The 1896-nt window shown below is 41.0% G+C and carries 3 protein-coding genes; 2 read left to right on the forward strand and 1 reads right to left on the reverse strand.

Annotation, left to right across the window (positions count from 1 at the left end; translation table 11 throughout):
* The coding region (locus DXC04_RS08035; RefSeq protein WP_147366237.1) for a helix-turn-helix domain-containing protein at window positions 1-149 on the reverse strand (149 nt) is incomplete at its 3' end.
* 175 nt (window positions 150-324) lie between these two features.
* On the opposite strand from DXC04_RS08035, the gene DXC04_RS08040 reads away from it, so the two are divergent.
* Window positions 325-954 carry a helix-turn-helix domain-containing protein gene (locus DXC04_RS08040; RefSeq protein ID WP_009243739.1) on the forward strand — a complete coding sequence of 210 codons (630 nt, stop codon included), beginning with the start codon at window positions 325-327 and terminating at the stop codon, window positions 952-954.
* Between the two features lie 160 nt (window positions 955-1114).
* Window positions 1115-1896, forward strand: a 782-nt coding sequence (locus DXC04_RS15865) for a tyrosine-type recombinase/integrase (protein ID WP_243112124.1), incomplete at its 3' end; no start/stop codon positions are given.

Here is a 1896-nt window from a genome sequence, read left to right on the forward strand (position 1 = left end):
TCCAGCATATCCGTTTTGATCAGGACTTTTCTCCCAACCTTCAATACCGGAAGTTTCTTCCACTCTACCAACTTTCGCAGGGTGTTCCTGCCAATTCCCGTATAATCAGCAGCTTCCTCAATAGATAAGGCAATCTTTCTTTGCGTCATATGACCACCTCCTTTCGAATTGCATTATGCAATTTCATTTGTGCTGTCAGTATAGCGTGTTTATATTGCTTTGTCAAGCATTATGAAATTTTTCTGCTTTTCTTAAAATTGCATATTGCAATATATTTTGTTGCGTGGTATAGTAATGACATACCGAAAAAGGAGGCACATCAGCATGAAAGATAAAGAACTACGCAAGCTGATTGGCAGCAGGGCAAAACAGCGCCGTCTGGAATTAAATCTGACACAGCCTTATGTCGCAGAGAAGATGGGAGTTACCGCTTCCACAATCCTGCGTTATGAGAATGGTTCGATTGACAATACCAAAAAGATGGTACTGGAAGGTCTTTCGGAAGCACTTCATGTATCGATTGAATGGCTCAAAGGGGAAACCGATGAATATGAAACTGATATTACGGATAAGAAAGAATTGCAGATTCGTGATGCGATGGGCGACATTCTCAAACAGTTTCCTCTTGACCTCAATAAAACAGAAGACGCTTTTTCTAAAGACTTACTGCTGTTAATGTTAAAGCAATATGAACTGTTTCTGGATTCGTTTCAGTTCGCCTGTAAAAATTACAAAGGCAGTACCAAAGATGCGGACATTGCCAAAGTAATGGGATTTGAATCGAAAGATGAATATAATGAGATTATGTTTCTCAGGGAGATCACACATACTGTCAACGCATTTAATGATATGGCAGATGTTGTAAGGCTCTATTCAAAGAAACCGGAAGCGGCAGAACAAAGGCTTGCAAATCTTTTATCCGAAGTTATGTATGACGATTCTGAATCGGTATAGTAAGATAATCGGAGTTATGATACAATGAGCGCAAGCGAGTCAAGCTGTTTACAGATTTGACGAGCGGCGAATTGGCTTATGGACTTGTCCATAAGATGCCTACACGCAAGAAGCATTTCAGCAGTTCCGATTGTCTGATATCGAAAGGAGACATACGATTATGGCAAAAGGATCTGTTAGAAAAAAAGGAAAAAAATGGTACTATCGCTTCTATGTAGAAGATGCAAGCGGTAAAATGGTTCAGAAAGAATACGCCGGAACCGAAAGTAAAAGTGAGACGGAAAAGCTTCTCCGCAAGGCACTGGAAGACTACGAAGATAAGAAGTTTGTTGCAAAGGCAGATAATCTTACCGTAGGGGAACTTCTGGATATGTGGGCAGAAGAAGAACTGAAAACTGGGACACTCAGCAACGGTACAGTGGAAAATTATCTTGGTGCAATCCGATGTATCAAAAAACACCCGATTGCAGACCGCAAACTGAAAACAGTTACTGCCGAACATTTACAGGCATTTCTTGATCTGCTTACATTCGGTGGTGAGTTTCCAGACGGGAAAGTAAGAAAGGGATACAGCAAAGATTATATACATTCTTTTTCCGCAGTGTTACAGCAGTCATTCCGTTTTGCAGTATTTCCAAAACAGTTAATCAGTTTCAATCCGATGCAGTATATTAAGCTGAAAAAGCAGGCAGAGGAAGTTGACCTCTTTTCCGATGATGAAGTGGAAGAAGGTACACAGCCGATTTCACATGAGGATTATGAACGGCTTATCCAATATCTGGAAAAGAAAAATCCACCTGCTATTCTTCCGATTCAAATTGCGTATTATGCCGGGCTCCGTATCGGGGAAACCTGTGGTCTTACATGGCAGGACATTAACCTTGAGGAACAATGCCTGACCATAAAACGCAGTATCCGCTACGACGGCATGAAACACAAAAA

It is taken from the genome of Dorea sp. OM07-5, from assembly GCF_003481355.1.
Classification (GTDB): Bacteria; Bacillota; Clostridia; order Lachnospirales; family Lachnospiraceae; genus Dorea_D; species Dorea_D hominis.